Annotated in this window: 13 protein-coding genes; 7 read left to right on the top strand and 6 right to left on the bottom strand. The window is 62.4% G+C overall.

Translation table 11 applies throughout. The annotated features are described in order from the left end of the window. Positions 1-75 precede the first annotated feature (75 nt). The gene (locus tag QLG02_RS18220; RefSeq protein ID WP_282465821.1) at positions 76-981 is read right to left on the bottom strand and encodes a LysR family transcriptional regulator; all 906 of its coding nucleotides are present in this window, start codon (positions 979-981) and stop codon (positions 76-78) included. A gap of 101 nt (positions 982-1082) precedes the next feature. On the opposite strand from QLG02_RS18220, the gene QLG02_RS18225 reads away from it, so the two are divergent. The 3 genes from QLG02_RS18225 to QLG02_RS18235 all read left to right on the top strand — a co-directional run bounded on the left by QLG02_RS18225 (position 1083) and on the right by QLG02_RS18235 (position 4490). After that, positions 1083-1721 (top strand): NAD(P)-dependent oxidoreductase, encoded by a 639-nt coding sequence (locus QLG02_RS18225; RefSeq protein ID WP_019838689.1) that lies wholly within the window; start codon positions 1083-1085, stop codon positions 1719-1721. Positions 1722-2164: 443 nt separating this feature from the next. Continuing rightward, a complete protein-coding gene (locus tag QLG02_RS18230) occupies positions 2165-3235 on the top strand; it encodes a 2-oxoglutarate and iron-dependent oxygenase domain-containing protein (protein WP_282465822.1) in 1071 nt (356 codons plus the stop codon). A 91-nt stretch (positions 3236-3326) separates the two neighbouring features. Further along, positions 3327-4490: a PLP-dependent aspartate aminotransferase family protein gene (locus tag QLG02_RS18235; protein WP_282465823.1), complete on the top strand. Its 1164-nt coding sequence runs from the start codon at positions 3327-3329 to the stop codon at positions 4488-4490. Between the two features lie 93 nt (positions 4491-4583). On the opposite strand, the gene QLG02_RS18240 is transcribed toward QLG02_RS18235, so the two are convergent. After that, on the bottom strand, positions 4584-7361 hold the full coding sequence (locus tag QLG02_RS18240) for a pitrilysin family protein (RefSeq protein ID WP_282465824.1): 2778 nt from the start codon (positions 7359-7361) through the stop codon (positions 4584-4586). A 603-nt stretch (positions 7362-7964) separates the two neighbouring features. Further along, the gene (gene asd / locus QLG02_RS18245; protein WP_077096509.1) at positions 7965-9080 is read right to left on the bottom strand and encodes an aspartate-semialdehyde dehydrogenase; all 1116 of its coding nucleotides are present in this window, start codon (positions 9078-9080) and stop codon (positions 7965-7967) included. Positions 9081-9419: 339 nt separating this feature from the next. On the opposite strand from asd, the gene sugE reads away from it, so the two are divergent. The 4 genes from sugE (at position 9420) to pflB (ending at position 15179) form a co-directional block, all read left to right on the top strand. Beyond that, positions 9420-9734, top strand: coding sequence for a quaternary ammonium compound efflux SMR transporter SugE (gene sugE / locus QLG02_RS18250; protein WP_011705814.1), 315 nt, complete (start codon positions 9420-9422; stop codon positions 9732-9734). A 127-nt stretch (positions 9735-9861) separates the two neighbouring features. Then, the gene (gene ycaO / locus QLG02_RS18255) at positions 9862-11622 is read left to right on the top strand and encodes a 30S ribosomal protein S12 methylthiotransferase accessory factor YcaO (protein ID WP_282465825.1); all 1761 of its coding nucleotides are present in this window, start codon (positions 9862-9864) and stop codon (positions 11620-11622) included. A gap of 380 nt (positions 11623-12002) precedes the next feature. Beyond that, positions 12003-12851: a formate transporter FocA gene (focA, locus tag QLG02_RS18260; protein ID WP_011705812.1), complete on the top strand. Its 849-nt coding sequence runs from the start codon at positions 12003-12005 to the stop codon at positions 12849-12851. A 45-nt stretch (positions 12852-12896) separates the two neighbouring features. Beyond that, the gene (gene pflB, locus QLG02_RS18265) at positions 12897-15179 is read left to right on the top strand and encodes a formate C-acetyltransferase (protein WP_282465826.1); all 2283 of its coding nucleotides are present in this window, start codon (positions 12897-12899) and stop codon (positions 15177-15179) included. Positions 15180-15300: 121 nt separating this feature from the next. Here the strand turns inward: pflB and phnX are convergent, their stop codons facing one another. The 3 genes from phnX to phnW are packed head-to-tail and all read right to left on the bottom strand — an operon-like array spanning position 15301 to position 18696. Then, complete coding sequence (gene phnX, locus QLG02_RS18270) at positions 15301-16140, bottom strand: phosphonoacetaldehyde hydrolase (protein WP_282465827.1); 840 nt, start codon at positions 16138-16140, stop codon at positions 15301-15303. Beyond that, positions 16133-17557 (bottom strand): aspartate aminotransferase family protein, encoded by a 1425-nt coding sequence (locus tag QLG02_RS18275; RefSeq protein ID WP_282465828.1) that lies wholly within the window; start codon positions 17555-17557, stop codon positions 16133-16135. The genes phnX and QLG02_RS18275 overlap by 8 nt, the downstream gene beginning before the upstream one ends. Continuing rightward, entirely contained in the window at positions 17554-18696 is a 1143-nt protein-coding gene (phnW, locus tag QLG02_RS18280) for a 2-aminoethylphosphonate--pyruvate transaminase (protein WP_282465829.1), read from the bottom strand. Before phnW ends, QLG02_RS18275 begins: the two co-directional genes overlap by 4 nt. Positions 18697-18800: the final 104 nt, after the last annotated feature.

The raw sequence follows: 18800 nt of genomic DNA on the forward strand, positions 1-18800 counted from the left end.
TCGACAGAGGGCAGCCCGCGGGCTGCCCTCTTTGTTTGCTCCGGCCAACCGGAACGGCCTTCTTCCTTGCCCGGGCTACGGACGTGTCGCCGCGGCCCCCACCGGTTCGGCGAAGTGGCTGCGCAGGGCGGCGATCACCCGGCGCACCTTCTCCGGGATCTCCCGCTGCGGGGTGATGGCGTGGATCTCCATGGGTGGCACCCGAAAGCCCGGCAGCAGTTCCAGCAGGCGGCCCGAGGCGAGATCTTCTGCGATCTCTCCCTCCGGCTGCAGCGACACCCCCTGCCCCGCCAGGGTGAACTGGCGCAGCGGCAACACGTTGTTGCACACCACCCGCGGCTTGGGCTTAACCCTGTGCCCCTGCCCCTTCTCGTCGAAGAAGGTCAGCCCGCCGATCAGCATATCGGCAGCCAGCCAGTCGTGATCCAGCAACGCCTCCGGGCTGCGCGGGGTGCCCTTGCGCGCCAGGTAGGCGGGCGAAGCACACAGCAACATCCGGGTCTGGCCCAGCTTGCGCGCCACCAGAGTGGAGTCCGAGAGCGTGCCGACCCGCAGCGCCACGTCGATGCGCTCGGCAATGAGATCCCGCTTCTCGTCGTCGGCGATGATCTGGATGCACAGGCCGGGGTGAGCCTGCAGCAGCGGCGAGAGCGCTCGTGCCAGCGGCTGGCCGGCCATCCCCACCGGGGCGGTGATCCGCACCTCCCCCAGCAGGCTGTCGCGTACCTCCGAGAGGCGCAGCTCGGTCTGGTTGAGGGTCTGCTGCAGGGACTGGCACCCCTGCCACACCACCTCTCCCGCCTCGGTCAGGTTGAGGCGGCGGGTGGAGCGGTGCAGCAGGGTGAGGCCGAGCAGGCTCTCCAGCTGGCTGATATGCTGACTGACGGCGGAAGGTGTCATGCCGAGAGCCTTGGCGGCGCCGGTCATGCTGCCCGCCTCGACCACGGCGGCGAAGATGGCGTAACGCTTGAGCTGTTCCATTATTAAATCCAGCTTATAAGTGAATGCAATTTACAACGGATTATTAAATCACATTCGGGGGCGTAGGATAGCCCCATTCCAACAGTGAAGGAGAATCTCCCATGAAAATTGCCCTGATCGGTGCCAGCGGTTTTGTCGGTACAGCCATCCTCAATGAAGCCGTCAGCCGCGGCCATCACGTCACCGCCATCGTGCGTGACGTGAGCAAGGTCGCCGCTCACCCGCAGGTCACCGCCGTGGCGGTGGATGCCCAGGACAGCCAGGCGCTGGCCAAGGTGCTCAAGGGGCACGATCGGGTGATCAGCGCCTACAACCCGGGCTGGACTGCCCCGGACATCTACGACCAGTACCTCAAGGGGGCCAGCGCCATCGTGGCCGCCGCCGTCGCGGCCAACAGCTGGCTGCTGGTGGTCGGTGGTGCCGGCAGTCTGGAAATTGCCCCGGGTGTGCAACTGGTGGATACCCCGGAATTCCCGGCCGAGTGGAAACAGGGGGCCTTGGCCGCCCGCGACGGCCTCACCGCCCTGCGCCGTGAAACCACCCTCGACTGGCGTTTCGTCTCCCCGCCCGTGTTCCTGGAACCCGGCGAGAAGCGCGGCGGCTACCGGCTCGGTGCCGATCAGGTGCTGTTCAGCGGTGAACAACCGGCCGGGATCACGGTTGGCGATCTGGCCGACGGCGTGCTCAACGAAGCGGAAAAACCAGCCCACCTGCGCCAGCGCTTTACCCTGGGTTACTGAGCCTGAGCCAGGTACCACACAGGGCCGCAACACCCGTCACACAAAGGGAGGCATCAGCCTCCCTTTTTGCATCTCTGTATTTGGGCATTTCTGTGCTGGCAGCGATGCTCGCCTCTTTTTTGGCTCAAGTCTCGCTCACATTGCGCTCAAGCCGGTACATGCCGGGTCAGGCCAACATGGGTGTCAAGTGCGCCGGTATATTGCCATTATCGCCGCTCAATCGGCAGCCACCCGGATGGGTGGCGAATTCTATTTCGATTTTTGTATATAACTAAGAATAATTTGTTGTTTCCGTCTTATAACTCCGAACAGTAGCATCTCCCTCAATCCAAATGGCGCCATCCCTGGCAACAGGGCGTTGGCCGGTTTATCGGTCAGGGCGTCGTCGTTTTCATGTCAGGTGTGCGGGTAACATCCCGCCCCTGGCCAGTGAGGAGGTGCACATGGAACATTCACCACTGCCGATCATCGATCTCGCCGCGCTCGACGGCGCCCCCGAGACCCGTCGCCAGATGTTGGCCACCCTTGGCCGGGCGGCCCGTGAGGTGGGCTTTTTCTATCTGATCGGCCATGGCCTGAGCGAGCAAGAACAGCAGGAAACCCTGGCGCTGGCGGCCCGCTTCTTCGACCTGCCACAGCAGGAGAAGCTGGCGGTGCAGATGGTGCACTCCCCCCACTTTCGCGGTTACAACCAGGTGGGGGCCGAGCTCACCCGGGCGCGGCCGGATCTGCGCGAGCAGTTCGACATCATGAACGAAGAGGCAGCCCTCGATGCCGCCAGCCTGCAGCATCCCTGGCAGCGGCTCATCGGCCCCAACCAGTGGCCGACCGCCCTGCCCGGTATGCAGGCGCAGCTGCTGGCGTGGCAAGATAGGTTGAGCGCCATCACCCTCACCCTGCTGGCCGCCTTCGCCGAGGTGCTGGCGCAGCCGGCCGGGGTGTTTGACGACAGTATTCGCGGGGCGCCCCATCAGCACATGAAGCTGATCCACTACCCGGGGCAAGCCGAAGGGGGCAGCGGTCAGGGGGTGGGCGCCCACAAGGATCCCGGCTACCTGACCCTGGTGATGCAGGATCATCACTCCGGGCTCGAGGTGGAGACGGCCGACGGCTGGATCTCTGCGCCGCCCCTGCCGGGCGCCCTGGTGGTCAACATCGGCGAACTGCTGGAGTTGGCCTCCAACGGCTACCTCAAGGCCACACTGCACCGGGTGCAGAGCCCGCCGCCCGGGGTATCGCGCCTCTCCTGCGCCTTCTTCATGGCGGCGCGGCTGGATGCGACCGTGCCGCTGCTCAGCCTCTCCCCCGCGCTGGCGGCGCAGGCACAGGGGCCCGAGAGCGACCCGACCAACCCGCTCTTTTATCAGGTGGGGGAGAACGTACTCAAAGGGAGGCTGCGCTCCCACCCGGATGTGGCGGCCCGCCACTATGGCGTCGCCCCCGCGTCCGCCAATGCGCAGACAAGCAGCGAACAGATGGCAAAGCGCGATCGGCGCGAACCACAACTCGCCTGACGCTGCCATACCTAATAGACGAGGGGCGCCACGGCGCCCTTCAGATGACACAAGCAGTTGGGCCACAGCCTGGCAATGACGGAGCAATACAATGAAATTCAAAACCATGAGCGTGCACAGCGGCCAGCGGATCGATCCCCAGACCGGCGCCCTCACCACCCCGCTCTATCAGAGCAGCACCTTCAGCTACTTCAACGCCCAGGCGGGCAAGGAGCGCTTCGCCGGTCAGGCCCCCGGCTTCATCTACAGCCGCTTTGGCAACCCCACCACCGCCGAGCTGGAGCAAAAACTCGCGGCACTGGAAGGGGCCGACGAGGCGCTGGTGGTGGCGAGCGGCATGGCGGCGGTGAGCGCCATCATGTATGCCCTGGCCGACAGCGGCGATGAAGTGGCCTATATCGGCCCGCTCTACGGCGGCACCGATGCGTTTCTCAAGCAGACCTTTAGCCGCGCCGGCATCAAGGTCACCGCCTACGAGAGCGATCTGGATCTGCTGGCCAACATCCGCCCCGCCACCAAGGTGGTACTGTTCGAAACCCTGACCAACCCCACCCTCAAGGTGGTGGATCCGCGGGTGGTAGTAGAAGCGGCCCGCAAGGTGGGCGCCATCACCGTGTGTGACAACACCTTCCTCACCCCCTATCTGCTGCGTCCGCTCGAGCTTGGCATCGACATCGTCATGCACAGCGGCACCAAGTACCTCGGCGGCCACGGCGACATCATCGCCGGGGTGGTGGCGGGCTCTCACGCGCTGATGAAGTCGATTCGCACCGTGGCCCTCAAGCACATCGGCTCCCCCATCGGCCCGCAGGAGGCCTACCTGCTGCAGCGCGGGGTCAAGACCCTGCCCCTGCGCATGGATGCCCACCTGCACAATGCCCAGAAGGTGGCTGACTTCCTGGCCGCCCACCCGGCGGTGAAGAAGGTGATCTACCCGGGGCTGGCCAACCATCCGGGCCACGATGCCCTCGGCGCCTTCGCCAGCGGCTTTGGCGGCATGGTGAGTATTGAACTTGAAGGCGGCTTTGCCCGCTGCGCCAACCTGCTCGACAACCTGCAGCTGTTCGTGCAGGCGGTGAGCCTCGGCGATCTCGAGAGCCTGGCCTGCCATCCGGCCAGCACCACCCACGCCGCCATGGACGAGGCGAGCCGCCTCGCCGCCGGGGTCAATGACGATCTCATCCGCTTCAGCATCGGGGTGGAAGACGCCGACGATCTGATTGCCGATCTGGCCGCCGCCCTGGCCCTTATCTGACCGTTTGCCTCTTTTGAGCGCAAAAAAACAGCCCGCCCCCTGCCAGGGGGCGGGCTGTTTTGCTTGCGGCCATCGCCCGATAGGGGCAACCCGCTAAGGCGTGGCAGAGAGGCGCTGCACCGGCCAGCCCAACGCGGCGAGCTCAGGAGCCAGCGTCTTGGCATCCCCCACCACCAGGATCACCATGTCGTCGGGATCGAGCCAGCGGCGGGCCAGCTCACGCAGGGTAAACGGAGAGAGCCGGCTCACCTGCTGCACCCGCTGCTCCACATAATCCTCCGGCCACCCCTTGAGCAGGATGGGCAGCATGTACTCCATTTCCTGCGGCAACGTTTCGTAATCGAGCGCCTGACCATTGAGCACCCGATCCCGCAGGGTACGCACCTCCAGCCGGGTCGGCCCCAGCCGCTGATACTTGTCGAGCTCCTGCAGGATCTGCCGCAGGGCCGCCCCGGTCACCCCGCTGCGCACGCTGCTTTGCAACAGGAAGTGGCCCGCATCGGCGTTGCCGTCGAAGGCGGCGTCGATGAAGTAGGTGTAACCCAGCTCCTCGCGCAGCCGGATGTGCAGCCGCTCGGCGAGGGAGACATTCATCAGCCGGGTCAGGTAGTGCTCGCCGAAGGCATCCTCCGCCATGGCGCGCCGTCCCACCCGGATCTGGCTGAGCGCCGCCCCGGGATTGTCCAGCAGATAGATGGCCCGTTTCGCCTGCTGGCCGCGCCAGCCGAGAGAGTGCAGGGCCGGCGGCTGACCGGCAGGCTCGACCAGAAAGCCGAGGGCCTTCATCACCCGCTCCTGGGCCAGATCCCCGCTCACCACCACCTGGGCTTCCCCGCTGCGATAGACCGACTGATAAAAGTTGCGCACATCGTCGAGCGTCAGCGCACGTACACTGGCCAGCAGATCCGGTCGCTTGCGCCCCTCGAGCAGGGCGCCGAACTGCCAGTCCGCCTGCCACTGGGGATCTTGCATCAGCTGTTGCAGCCACTGGACATGATCAAAGCGGCTGCGCTCAAAATCGGCTACGCGCATGGCGGGCTGCTGCACCAGCTCCCGCACCAGTGCCAGCGTCTCGTCAAAATGGGAGGTGAGCCCCTCGATCTCGACGTAGCTGCGCCCCTCCCCATGATTGAAGCGAATGCTGGCCCCCAGCTGACGGGCCCGCTCCTCGATGCTGGCCGCCAGCAGCTGCTCGCTGCCAAGGAAGAGCATGGCGTCGGCCAGGGTGGCGACCCCGCCTTTGCCCTCGGGTTCGGCCCGCTCACCGCCCGGCCAGCTGATGCTCATGGCAAAGGCCGGCACCTCGTCGCTGTAGTGACCGAGCAGGGAGATCCGCTCACCCAGCTTGGCCTGCCACAGGGCCGGCATGGGCACCGGCAAGGCGCCGCCGCTGGCCGGCTCCTGGCGCCGATCCAGGGTCTCCTTGATGACATGAGGCAGCAAAGAGGGGGTCGGCCGGGCCAGCGGCAAGGGGGGCGGCTCGACAAAGTTGGGGCTGCCCGCCTGCCATTCAGGGTGCTCGGCCGGCACCACGCTCAGCACCACCCTGGGCTTGTTCAGCACATAGCGCGTCAACACCCGTTGCAGATCGGTCGGCGTCACCCGGGCGATGCGCTGGAGGTTGCGGTACTGGAAGTTGGGGTCAGCAAACAGGGTGTGGCCGGTGGCCAGTTGCTCCACCTTGCCAGCCACGCTGTCCAGCGGCCAGATCCGCTGGGCCCGCTGGGCATTGACCGAGTGGGCCAGTTGCTCCCGGGAGACACCCTCGCTGGCGAGCTGGCCGACGATCCGGTCGATCTCCGCCTTGATGGGGCCCAGTTCGCCCCCTTTGGCCAGATTGGGCACCGCCTCAATCACCAGCATGCAGGCCAGCACCCCGCACTCCTGTCTGGCCGTCACCGAGACCAGCTGGCCGCTTTGCTGCAGTTGTCGCTGCAACAGGCCGCTGGCCGAGCCCCCCAGCTGATCCGCCAGCAGATCGAGGGCCTCGAAGTCGGGCTCGCGGGCGGAGACGGTCGGATAGGCCAGCACCAGCATGGGCTCGCTGACCCGATCGACCAGGGTGCGATAGCGGCTCTTTTTCAGCGTCACCGGACGCACCACCGGGCTTGTCTGGGTTGGTGACGGAGGCAGCGCGACAAAATAACGCTCGACCCAGGCCAGGGTCTGGGCCGGCTGAATGTCGCCACCAATCACCAGGGTGGCGTTGTTGGGCCCGTACCAGCGCAGGAAGAACTGGCGCACGTCCTCCAAGGTGAGGCGATCCAGGTCCGCCACCCGGCCAAACGGCGTGTTGAAATAGGGGTGATTGGGGGGGTAGAGAGTGCGGTTGAGCACCTCCAGCACCCGGCCGTAGGGGGCAGCATCCACCAGGGTGGCTCGCTCGTTCTTGGCGATGTCGCGCTTGGCCTCCAATTTCTGCTGGTAGAGGGTATCGAGCAGAAACCCCATGCGATCCGCCTCCAGCCAGAGCACCTTCTCCAGCTGATTGGCTGGCAGCGTCTGGTAATAACGGGTCTGATCCCGGGAGGTCAAGCCGTTGATGTTGCGCCCGCCCACCTGTTGCAGCAGTCGGATATAGCCCTCCTCCCCCACGTGAGCCGAGCCCTGAAACATCATGTGTTCGAACAGATGGGCCAGCCCGGACTGGCCGGGGGCCTCTTCCGGCAACCCAACCCGGTAGTGGACCGCCACGTGCACCAAGGGGTCGGAGTGATCCTGGGTCAGGATCACCGTCAGGCCATTGTCGAGCCGATATTGCTGATAGGGGACGATCAGCGGATCGGCCACTTTTTTCTGCTCCTTGACCAGCACCGGGCTGGCCAAGGCCAAGACACTGAAGAAATAGAGCAAACTCCACACGACTCTCATGTTATTTCCCAATTTTCAAACCTGAACATTATTATTGGCGGTCGCTGCGCGTCGTTCATATCCAGCGCGCGACAACGGAAAAATGGCGACAGCACTCTGCTGGTGCCTCGCATTATTGATGACATGAATAATATTTTTGCCGGCAGCAATGTCTGCCCCGCGCCAGTCAATATAGCTGCCAAAGGCTGGCAGCCTGCAACCCGGCTGTGGTCGTCAGTGTAATCAATCAAGCCCCGAAGGGATATCAGCAACAGACGTGCTTTTGTAACAAGGTATATATCTGGCCCATCAGTCAGCGCTCTTGAATAGCCTGAACGGCGCTATTTAACCCTGTTAACCGTACCGATTAACAGTGCCAGAAAATATCGTCGGTATGGCGTTTCGACCGCTGCAGGGAAATAAGTCTGCCGTTATTGAGTCACAAACAAATAAACCCGGCGGTTAGTCAATATTGATTCAATTAATAACAAGCGGGTGGCAGCCGCCTTGCTGGCACCACTCGCCAGCCCACCCTTTTGGCACTCTCTGCCGGCCTGCAGAGTTGGCAAAGGCGAAAAAAAAACAGGGGGCCGCGGCCCCCTGTGCATGCTGGCTGCAACCGGCTCAACCGCGATCCAGCAGGATGTTGAGCATGCGGCGCAGCGGCTCGGCGGCGCCCCACAGCAACTGGTCACCCACGGTGAAGGCGGCCAGATACTCCGGACCCATGTTGAGCTTGCGCAGACGACCGACCGGGATGCTGAGGGTGCCAGTGACGGCAGCCGGAGTCAGCTCGCGGGCGGTGATGTCGCGATCGTTGGGGATCACCTTGACCCAGTCGTTGTGGGCGGCCAGCAGGGCTTCGATTTCCGCCAGCGGCACGTCTTTTTTCAGCTTGATGGTGAAAGCCTGGCTGTGGCAGCGCAGGGCGCCGATGCGCACGCACAGACCATCCACCGGAATGGCGGCGTGTTCGATGCCCAGGATCTTGTTGGTCTCGGCCTGGCCCTTCCACTCTTCTCGGCTCTGGCCGTTGTCGAGCTTGGTGTCGATCCAGGGGATGAGGCCACCGGCCAGCGGCACGCCGAAGTTGTCCACCGGCAGGGTGCCGGAGCGGGTCTTCTCGGTGATCTTGCGCTCGATGTCGAGGATGGCGGAGGCGGGATCCGCAAGCTCCACCGCCACTTCATCGCGCAGCAGGCCCATCTGGGTGACCAGCTCGCGCATGTGGCGCGCACCGCCACCGGAGGCGGCCTGATAGGTGGCCACGCTCACCCACTCCACCAGATCGGCCTTGAACAGGCCACCCAGGGCCAGCAGCATCAGGCTGACGGTGCAGTTGCCGCCGACGAAGGTCTTGATGCCGTTGTTGAGGGCATGCTCGATGACGTCGCCGTTGACCGGATCCAGGATGATGACCGCGTCCTTCTCCATGCGCAGGGAGGAGGCTGCATCAATCCAGTAGCCCTGCCAGCCGGCGGCTTTCAGGCGCGGATAGACATCCTTGGTGTAGTCGCCGCCCTGGGCGGTAATGATGACGTCCTGTGCGGCCAGTGCCTCGATGTCGAAGGCATCCTGCAGGGTGCCGGCATCGACGCCGAAATTGGGGGCGGCCTCACCGGCCTGGGAGGTGGTGAAGAAGGTGGGCTGAATGCGGGAAAAATCCTTCTCTTCCTGCATCCGGCTCATCAACACCGAACCCACCATGCCACGCCAACCGACCAAACCTACTTTTTTCATAATGTCCTACCCTGGATAGCTGCTTATAGAAACCGAGTGTGATACCCGTGATCCCTTGTCCGGCGCGGGCCGTTTACAAGCGATTCACAAAATATGGGTTGCGAAAAATGCGTCTGTCCACATTACGGATTGTGACGGCGGGCGCAAGTCGAATTGCGCAATATTCTGTGCCGTTCGCTGCAATATCCGTCAGCCTGGCCGACCTGCGGGCAGCCGGTTGGCATCCCGCCCCCACTTGGGGCATCATTGAGACCGACCGGCAGCCCCGCTGCCCCTCGGGGACGACCCCGAGGCCTCCTGATACGCAGGGACGACCCTGCTTCCTGCGGAATCTGCCTTATGTCCTGGTTGCTCCTGCTGTTGGCCGGCCTGTTCGAGGTCGCCTGGGCCATCGGCCTCAAATACACCGACGGTTTCAGCCGTCCCCTGCCCACCCTGCTGACCCTGATCGCCATGGGGGTGAGCGTGCTGCTGCTCGCCATGGCGGTCAAACAGTTGCCCCTTGGCACCGCCTACGCGGTATGGACCGGCATCGGCGCGGTCGGCACCGTGCTGATGGGGATCTGGCTGTTCAACGAACCGGCCACCCTCGCCCGGGTGCTCTGCCTGCTGCTGATCATCGGCGGGATCCTGGGTCTGAAGTTCATCGGCTGAGCCGTGACCGAGCTCGGTTGAATGGAGAGCAAAACGGGGCATGGGCCCCGTTTTTTGCCTGCCAAACGCGCCGACCCCTGCTATTATCTGCGGCCAAACATGAGCCAATAAAAATCAGGATATCGTGATGACCGACCACACTTTTATTCCCGGCAAGGACGCGGCGCTGGAAGACTCCATCGAACGCTTCCAGACCAAGCTGCAAGCCCTGGGGTTTGATATCGAAGAGGCCTCCTGGCTCAACCCCGTGCTCAACGTCTGGTCCGTGCACATCCGGGACAAGGAGTGCTCCCTCTGTTTCACCAACGGCAAGGGTGCCAGCAAGAAGGCGGCGCTCGCCTCCGCCCTGGGTGAATATTTCGAACGTCTCTCCACCAACTACTTCTTCGCCGACTTCTATCTGGGCGAGCAGGTCGCCAATGGCGACTTCGTTCACTACCCGAACGAGAAGTGGTTCCCCATCGAAGGGGATCAGCTGCCCGCCGGTCTGCTCGACCCCTTCACCCGCAAGTTCTACAACCCGGACGGTGAAGTGACCGCCGACATGCTGGTGGATCTGCAATCCGGCAACGAAGAGCGCGGCATCGTCGCCCTGCCCTTCGAGCGTCAGTCTGATCACCAGACCGTCTACATCCCGATGAACATCATCGGCAACCTGTATGTCTCCAACGGCATGAGCGCCGGCAACACCCGCACCGAGGCCCGCACCCAGGGGCTGTCGGAGGTGTTCGAGCGCCACGTGAAGAACAAGATCATCGCAGAGGCCCTCAGCCTGCCGCTGATCCCGAATGAGGTGATCGCCCGTTACCCCGGCATCAAGGCCTCCATCGATGCGCTGGAAGCCGAAGGCTTCCCCATCTACAGCTTCGACGCCTCCTTGGGCGGTCGCTACCCGGTCATCTGCGTGGTGCTGCTCAATCCGAGCAACGGCACCTGCTTTGCCTCCTTCGGCGCCCACCCGCGCTTCGAAGTGGCGTTCGAGCGCACCGTCACCGAGTTGCTGCAGGGCCGTGGCCTCAAGGATCTCGACGTGTTCGTGCCGCCCTCGTTCGACAACGAGCAGGTAGCGGATCACCACAATCTCGAAACCCACTTCATCGACTCTTCCGGCCTCATCAGCTGGGATCTGTTCAAGCAGGATGCGGACTTCGAGTTTGCCGACTGGGACTTCCGCGGTACCTCGCAGGAGGAGTTCGACCACCTGATCGGCATCTTCCACGAGCTGGAGCAGCCGGTCTATATCGCCGATTACGAGCACCTGGGCGTCTACGCCTGCCGCATCCTGGTGCCCGGCATGTCCGACATCTATCCGGCCGAAGATCTGCTGCTGGCCAACAACACCATGGGTGCCCACCTGCGGGAGACCATCCTGGCGCTGCCGGCGCTGGAGTGGGACGCGGAGCAGTACATGGCGCTGTTCGACCAGCTGGATGAAGAGGGTCACGACGAGCGCACCCGGGTGCGCGAGCTGCTCGGCATCGCCGCCGCCAAGGGCACCGCCCTGCACACCCTGCGGGTGGGCGAGCTCAAAGCCATGCTGGCACTGGCCGCCGGCGAACTCGACACGGCGCTCGATCTCATCGACTGGACCATGGAGTTCAACCAGTCGGTGTTCCCGGCCGATCGTGCCAACTACTACCGTGCCCTGCGCGCCTGCGTCGAGCTGTTCCTGGATGAGGATCGCGACCCCGAGCAGTACCGCGCCGTGTTCACCCGCATGTATGGTGAAGAGACGCTGGCACAGGCCTGGGCCCACGCCAGCGGTGAAGCTCGCTTCCACGGGTTGGCAGCTGCCGACCTGTCCCTCAGCCAGTTCCCGCTGCATCAGAAGCTGCTGGCAGCCTATGAGAAGCTGCAGAAGGCCAAACGAGCCCATTCATGGGGTTGATGTGGTAGTATGTGAAGGGGCCCTGATGGCCCCTTTTGCTTTATGGTCGCCAGAGAGGCGATTTGTTATTCAAAGATGAAATAAAAAACAAAAAATACCTCTTAGGGGGTTGCCAAGCCGGGGCAGAGAATGCTGGGGAGATGCAAAGATGCCTTGCCAGTACCATTTTTAGGCGATGAAAAATAAATTGTTTAAAATCATTGCATTAAAAAATCAGCATTTATGTTTCAGCTGAAACCTGGTGTAAAGCAACGCTGCCGGAGGACTCAAATTTTTGTAGTAAAATTACATTCACAATCTGCAATTCTTGATCGGAGTCAATTTTGACGATCTGGCCCTTTGTTATGATTTCCACAGGCAAAACATCAGGTACATGAGAATTGAAAGCAGAATCTCCCTTTGATTGTCTCAAGCCAGAAGCCATCGCTGCACTGGCAGAAGATATCACCTATGCCAAGGCCACCAAGCCTGCATACAAGGTCATCCCCCTGGCCATCACCGCAGGCGCTTTCATCGCCATTGCTTTCGTCTTCTTCATCACGGTGACGACCGGTGCCGGCAATGTGGCCTGGGGCCTCAGCAAGCTGGTCGGCGGTCTCTGTTTCGCACTGGGTCTGATCCTCTGCGTGCTGCTCGGTGCCGAGCTGTTCACCTCCACCACCCTGACCCTGGTGGCCAAGGCGGCCAATCGCATCACCTGGGCTCAGCTGTTCAAGAACTGGGGACTGGTCTACTTCGGCAACCTCATCGGTGGTCTCATCATCGTCGGCCTCATCATCATGTCGGCCGAATACATGGCGGCAGATGGCCAGTGGGGTCTGAACGCCCTCAAGGTGGCCCAGCACAAGATCCACCATACCTTCTTCGAGGCCCTTGCCCTCGGTATCCTCTGCAACCTCATGGTGTGTCTCGCCGTCTGGATGGCGTTCGGCGCCCGCAGTGCGACCGACAAGGTGATGGTCATGCTGCTCCCCGTCGCCATGTTCGTGGCCTCCGGTTTTGAGCACAGCATCGCAAACATGTTTATGATCCCGGTCGGTATCGCTATCCATGCGGTAGCAGGCCCGGAATTTTGGCAGGCCATCGGCCAGGACCCGGCGACCTTTGCCGACCTGACCGTATCCAACTTCGTCCTACACAACCTCATTCCCGTCACCATAGGTAATATCATTGGTGGTGGCGTCATGGTTGGTCTGACTTACTGGTTTATCTTCCGTCGTCATCATTAAGGATGATTGCGGGATACTACATCAATACCGTGTGAGGTAATGAAAATGGCAGAACTTAACGAACAGTTCCAAAAAGCATGGGAAGGCTTCGCGGCCGGTGAATGGCAGATCTCTGTCAACACCCGTGACTTCATCCAGAAGAACTACACCCCGTATGAAGGTGACGAGTCCTTCCTGGCTGGCGCGACCGAAGCTACCACCAAGCTGTGGGACAAGGTCATGGAAGGCATCAAGATCGAGAACCGCACCCACGCGCCGGTCGATTTTGATACCGACCTGCCCTCCACCATTACCGCTCACGATGCCGGCTATATCGATCAGAGCCTGGAGCAAATCGTTGGTCTGCAGACCGACAAGCCGCTCAAGCGCGCCATCATCGCCAACGGCGGTATCAAGATGGTCAAGACCTCTTGCGAAGTGTACGGTCGTCAGCTGGACCCGATGGTCGAGAAGATCTTCACCGAGTACCGCAAGACTCACAACCAGGGCGTGTTTGACGTTTACACCAAAGACATCCTGAACTGCCGCAAGTCCGGCGTCATCACCGGTCTGCCGGATGCCTACGGCCGTGGCCGTATCATCGGTGACTACCGTCGTGTTGCCCTGTACGGTATCGACTTCCTGATGGCCGACAAACTGGCCCAGTTCAAGTCTCTGCAGGCTGACCTGGAAAACGGTGTCAACCTGGAAGCCACCATCCGTCTGCGCGAAGAGATCTCCGAGCAGCACCGTGCCCTGGCACAGATGAAGGTAATGGCTGCCAAGTACGGTTGCGATATCTCCGTACCGGCCAAGAACGCCAAAGAAGCCGTCCAGTGGACCTACTTCGCCTACCTGGCGGCAGTCAAGTCCCAGAACGGTGCCGCCATGTCCTTCGGTCGTACCTCCAGCTTCCTGGACGTGTACATCGAGCGTGACCTGAAGAAAGGCCTGATCACCGAGCAAGAAGCCCAGGAGCTGATGGACCACATGGTCATGAAGCTGCGCATGGTTCGCTTCCTGCGTACCCCGGAATACGATTCACTGTTCTCCGGCGACCCGATGTGGGCCACCGAAACCCTGGCTGGTATGGGCGTTGATGGCCGTACCCTGGTCACCAAGAACAGCTTCCGTATGCTGAACACCCTGTACACCATGGGCCCGTCCCCTGAGCCGAACCTGACCATCCTGTGGTCCGAGAAGCTGCCGGTCGGTTTCAAGAAGTACTGCGCCAAGGTATCCATCGAGACCTCTTCCGTTCAGTACGAGAACGACGACCTGATGCGTCCGGACTTCAACAACGATGACTACGCCATCGCTTGCTGTGTGTCCCCGATGATCGTCGGCAAACAGATGCAGTTCTTCGGTGCCCGTGCCAACCTGGCCAAGACCATGCTGTATGCAATCAACGGCGGTATGGACGAGAAGCTCAAGATCCAGGTCGGTCCGAAGACCGAAATGGTCAAGTCCGAGTACCTCGACTACAACGACGTGATGGATCGTCTGGATCACTTCATGGACTGGCTGGCCAAGCAATACGTTGCCGCGCTGAACATCATCCACTACATGCACGACAAGTACAGCTACGAAGCCTCTCTGATGGCACTGCACGACCGTGACGTCTATCGCACCATGGCGTGTGGTATCGCCGGTCTGTCCGTAGCCGCTGACTCCCTGTCTGCCATCAAGTTCGCCAAGGTCAAGCCGGTTCGTGACGAAGATGGCGTTGCCATCGACTTCGAAATCGAAGGCGAGTACCCGCAGTTCGGTAACAACGACGCTCGCGTCGATGACATCGCCTGCGACCTGGTTGAGCGCTTCATGAAGAAAATTCAGAAGCTGAACACCTACCGTGGTGCCGTGGCTACCCAGTCCGTGCTGACCATCACCTCCAACGTGGTGTACGGCAAGAAGACCGGTAACACCCCGGATGGCCGTCGCGCTGGTGCACCGTTCGGCCCGGGTGCCAACCCGATGCACGGTCGTGACCAGAAGGGTGCCGTTGCTTCCCTGACTTCCGTTGCCAAGCTGCCGTTCGCTTACGCCAAAGATGGTATCTCCTATACCTTCTCCATCGTGCCGAACGCACTGGGTAAAGACATGGAAGCCCAGAAAGCCAACCTGGCCGGTCTGATGGATGGTTACTTCCACCATGAGTCCAACCTGGAAGGCGGTCAGCACCTGAACGTCAACGTGATGAACCGTGAAATGCTGCTGGACGCCATGGAAAACCCGGAGAAATATCCGCAGTTGACCATCCGCGTATCCGGTTATGCCGTTCGCTTCAACTCTTTGACCAAAGAGCAACAGCAAGACGTCATCACCCGTACCTTCACCGCTTCTCTGTAATAGAGTCTCGGTGAACAAAAACCGGCGCCAAGGCGCCGGTTTTTTTATGCCTGATAGTCAGGGAGCATCGACCTGAAACCTGCCGGCAAGCCCGGCACTCCCCTCCTCTCTCCCGCCTTGTTCAGGGCCGCTCTCCTGCCGCCAGACGGCGGTTGATATCGGCGATGACCGGGGCGATATCCGCCAGGGTGTCGATCACGTAGTGCGCCCCCGCCGCCCGCAGTTTGGCCTCGGCCGGTGCGCGCCGGGCGGCGATCTCCGCCTCGCTCATGGCGGAAAACGCTTCCCAGGTGGCGCCAAATTCGTTGCCGGAGACCGACAGCCCCACCGTCCACATGCCCGCGTTCAACCCTTCGCTGATACCCGGCACGACGTCATCCACCTTGATGCAGCGATGCATCGCGCTCACTCCCAGCTCAATCACGTTGGCCAGCGCCATCCAGGGACCGGGGCGGCCACCGGCCTTGAGATCGTCGGTGGCGACCCAGTGATCCGGCCGGTAGCCGTGATCGGCCGCCGCAGGTACCAGCGCCTCCATCACCGGACGGGGATAACCGGAGCAGGATCCGATACGCAGCCCTTGTGCGCGTAGCCCATCCAGCACCGGCAACACACCGGGGATGGGGTCGGCGAAGCGGGTCACCGCGGCAATCTGCAGCGGCATAAAGGTGTGATAAATGTGGTCCACCTCGGCGTGGCTCATGGGGTGGCCAAAGCGGGCCTGCCAGCGCGCATCCACCGAGGGCAGGCGGCCCAGCGCGGCGATATGATCCCACTTGCCAAGGCCCATGGGCTGGCGCGCCTCATCCAGAGTCACGGGGAAGTCATAGGCGCGGGCGAAAGCCTCGACGAAGATGGAGGTGGGGGCGAAGGAACCGAAATCGACGACGGTACCGGCCCAGTCGAGGATCAGCGCCTCTACGTCGGTGGTCGGGTCTACAGCAATCTGCAAGTCAGTCATGGTGGTGTTCCTGTTTCGGTGAAAGTGCGATCTCGCCAAGGGCGCGATCGAGAATGGAAATGGCGCGCACCAGATCGGCGCGAGCGATATTGAGCGGCGGCGAGAGCTGGATGACATTGCCCTGGGAGACCTTGAAGCTGAGCCCCAGCTCCAGACAGCGGTAGAGCAGCCGCTCGGCAGCCTGGCTATTGCGCTTTCGACTCTGGTGATCGACCACTAGATCGAGTGCCCACAAGAGACCTATGCCGCGCACCTGCCCGATCAGCGGGTGACGCTCGGCCAACTTGCCGAGCTCGCACGCCATAAAGCGACCATCCTCCCGCACCTTGGCCAGCAACCCCTCTTCACGGATGGTAGCTATGGTGGCGAGAGCCGCCGCGCAGCCGATGGGACTCTTCTCGTGGGTGTAGTGACCGAGCGAAATGGCCGCCGCCTGATTGAAACGGTCGCGGGTGATGAGCGCGGCAAACGGCACCACCCCGCCCCCCAACCCCTTGCCCAGACAGATGATGTCGGGCTCGATGCCGAACTCCTCAAAGCTGAACCAGTGGCCGGTGCGACCCAGGGCATTGGGGATCTCGTCGACGATCAGCAGCACCTTGTGGCGATCGCAGATCTCCCGCACCCGCTGCCAGTAGGCTTTTGAAGGCACCTGCACATCGGTGTTGCGGATGGGCTCGGCGATAAAGGCACCGATCCCTCCCTCCTTCTCGATGACGTACTCCAGATAATCGGCATAGTGCAGGTCATCCCCCTCCCCCCGATACCAGACACCGCGATAACGGGTGGGGGGCGGGATGCGCTCCACCCCGGCCATCAAGGGGCCCATGCCTGCGCGAAAGCAGGCCTCGCCGCCGACCGAGATGGCATCGAGGGAGGCGCCGTGAAAGGCATCCCACAGGGATACCACCTTGCTGTTGCCGGTGATGAAACGGGCGAGCTTCAGGGCAATCCCCACCACTTCGCTGCCACCGGGGGCGAACAGTACCCGGTTGAGATCGCCGGGGGCCAGTTCGGCTAGAGTGCGGGCACAATCGATGGCGACATGATGGGTGTAGCGGCGGGGCGAAAACGGCAGATCGGCGAGTTGCTGCTGCACCGCGGCCACCACTCTGGGGTGACCATGGCCCAGCTGATGGACGCTGTTGCCATGGAAATCGAGATACTGTTTGCCCGATACACTGGTCAGCCAGCTCCCCTGCGCCCCCTCAAGCAGATCGAGACAGGGGGTGGAGAGCGCCTGATGGAGGAAGTAGCGGCTATCTTCCGCCAATCCCGCCTGTACCTCTTCTCTCTGCCCCGCCCACCAGCGCGTTCGTCCCTCACCGAGGTTGATATCCCCTTCGCTGTCAGCGCGGCCGCTGCCGTACAGCTTATGGTCGTGCTGAACGCAACCCTGAGGCGCTTGGCTCGTCATCGCGCGTCCCCTTGCCAGTAGCAGGCGCTGGCCATGGCGGCGAGCAGGCAGCGCACCCGCGCTGGGGTCACATCGCCGATATTGCCAATGCGGAAACAGTCGGCCTGCGAGACCTTGCCCGGATAGATGACAAAGCCCTGCGCCTTGAGCCGCTGGTAGAAGTCGGCGAAGCGGTAGTCAGGATGTGCCGGAGAGTAGAAGGCGGTGATGATGGGGGATTGCCACTGTTCTGGCAGCAGCGGCGCAAAGCCGAGGGCGGCCATGCCATCCACCAGCGTGCGCTGATTCTCGCGGTAGCGCCGATGGCGGGCGGCGATCCCCCCCTCTTCGTCCAGCTCTCGCAGGGCCTGGGCAAAGGCGAGCACGGTATGGGTGGGCGAGGTAAAGCGCCACTTGCCCCCCTGCTGCTCCATGGTCTGCCACTGGGCGTGCAGGTCGAGGGAGACCGAACGGGCGCGACCGGCGCAGGCCGCCAGCGCGGCGCGGCGGGCGATAACGAAGCCAAAACCCGGTACCCCCTGAATGCACTTGTTGGCCGAGCTGATGAGAAACTCGATGCCAAGGCGCCCCATGTCGATGGGGATGCCGCCAAAGCTGCTCATGGCATCGACGATCAGGCGAATGCCGCGGCGCTGGCAGAGCGCAGCCACCTCCTCCAACGGGTTGAGCATGCCGGTGGTGGTCTCGCAGTGCACCATGGCCAGATGGGTGATCTCGGGGTGGCGTGCCAGCATGGCCTCGATGGCGGCGGGTTCGGGGCGGGTTGTCTCGCCGCAGTCGAGCTCATGGTGGCGCAGGCCAAGGCAGCGAGCCATCTCCCCCATGCGGGCACCGTAGGCGCCGTTGTTGATGATCAGCAGGCACTCATCGCTGCCGATCGCCGAGCCCAGCACGCTCTCCACCACATAGCTGCCGCTCCCCTGCAGCAGTACGGCGCTGTAGTCGCTTTCATATTCCGGGCCGGTGGCCAGTCGCACCAGCTCGCGGCGGATGGGCTCCACCACGCCCTGGTTGTAGTCCGCATCCCAGGTGCAGCTGTCTTGCAGCATGGCAGCGCGCACAGTCGCGGTGGTCGAGAGGGGGCCCGGGGTCAGCAGCAGGTAATCAACGGCGGCAGGGGCCGCAGGAATATGGGTCATGACTTCGCTCCTTTTGGTATATACCAGAATGGGCGCATTGTGGGTAACTGCCCCGCCAAGGTCAAAGGGGTGGCGCTACGTGCAACAAAAAATTCATTTTCAGC

The sequence above is a fragment of the Aeromonas sp. V90_14 genome (assembly GCF_029967615.1).
GTDB classification, from domain to species: Bacteria; Pseudomonadota; Gammaproteobacteria; order Enterobacterales; family Aeromonadaceae; genus Aeromonas; species Aeromonas hydrophila.